This window comes from Cupriavidus sp. L7L (assembly GCF_004353535.1).
Lineage (GTDB): Bacteria > Pseudomonadota > Gammaproteobacteria > Burkholderiales > Burkholderiaceae > Cupriavidus > Cupriavidus oxalaticus_A.
In genome coordinates, this window is record NZ_SMNY01000121.1 from 1 (window position 1) to 1,456 (window position 1,456).

1 protein-coding gene is annotated in these 1,456 nt (G+C 53.9%); it reads left to right on the plus strand.

Going from position 1 to position 1,456, the window contains the following annotated elements:
- A partial coding sequence (locus tag E1J61_RS37650) for a hypothetical protein (RefSeq protein ID WP_165971623.1) occupies positions 1 to 421 on the plus strand: 421 nt, incomplete at its 5' end.
- Positions 422 to 1,456: the final 1,035 nt, after the last annotated feature.

A 1,456-nucleotide genomic window follows, 5' to 3' on the forward strand; every position in this document is an offset into this window, starting at 1 on the left:
CACGAGCGATTCCTGCGATGCGGAGGATCGAAGCAACTGGAAAACTATCGAGACAAAAAAAGGAAGAACCGTCCATGTAACCCTCTGCTTTGTCGCTCTCAAAGCGACGGACGGGACATATTTCATTCCGACCGAGGGTGACCCATCAACACAACAATTTAGAGGACGGCCGAAATACGACGAGGAAGTCGGCACCTACACCGAAGCTGTTTCATCAAGATTTGCGCTTCCCAAAGCAGATGAGGAGGCGTTGGAAAAGCTGTACTGGCCGGAAAAGTGGAAGCAGATAACCGATGGAAGCCGATGGGCAGCGGGCGGAATACTCGCCATCTGGTTCGCAGCAATGATTGTCGGCTGGATTGTTCGAGGTTTCATGGGAATTCCTTGGGGGCGAGATCGGCGGCCAGACGAACAAAAATGATCGCAACCTGACAAAACTTGACGTCCGCACAAAGCGCGACTTTACCGAGCGCGTCGCGTGCGAGGGACATCTGCGACAGTCGGGAACAGAGTGGAGCTGGGGATCTCGGCAAAGGTGGATTGGAACTGGGAAACGTGCGTTAGCTGGTGCCTGCGGTGCAGTCCAGCTAATTCGCGCATCTCGTCAGCGCAGTCTCGCTAATTCCGGTTCTTAGTCGGGCGAACGGCGACGGAATTAGCTGATAAGTCACTGATTTTTCGGGTAACGCAGTCTGACGAATTCCGGTTCCTAACAGTCCGACTGTGTCCAGGTTAAGTTCAAGCACTCCGAATCGCCTCGGCCTCGGCCAGCGCCCGCAACCGTTGATGATCAAGGCGCTGGTGCGAGACGAATGGACGCGGTTACTTGGGCAAGAGGCTAAACCACAACTCTTCCCCGCCGTCGGCGACGCTCTGGAGCGGATGTGCTCGGCAGTAATTGTCCATCCAGAGGTAAAACTGCGGTGTCTTCAGTCCATTCAGAACGTCGCTGTCGCCGCGGGATACACGTTCTTGGTTCCGGCCACTGAGATAGGCCGATAGCCAGAACTTGTAGGCGACCGCATGAGATCGATTTAGCGGAGTAACCCAACTACCGCAATCAATTGGCTGGAAATAGGTTGCCGGGCTAGTTTGGGCGAGTGCGGGTAGTGAAGCAACGGGTAGAAAAATGGCTATCGCGGCGATGCGAATAGTGCGAATACTGAATAGTCTTACCATGCCGTCTCTCCCTTCAGCGCTCCGGCCCCTCCTCGTTCGCGAATTCCATACGGTAGTAGGCAATGTTGCAACACAGTGACAGCACAGTAGCATGAGTCGCCTTATGAAACGGACGTCAGGTTGTTCAGAAGCCGTACTTCCCCCTTTCTTATTCGTCACCAATATGACTCGCGTCCGCTCCAAGACAAGCGCGATGGAAAAGTTGGCCAAAACCGTTCAACCGGATAAACCAAAAATCAACTTCTGGCATGCCAGTCTTCACGGTTCCGTATTTCGA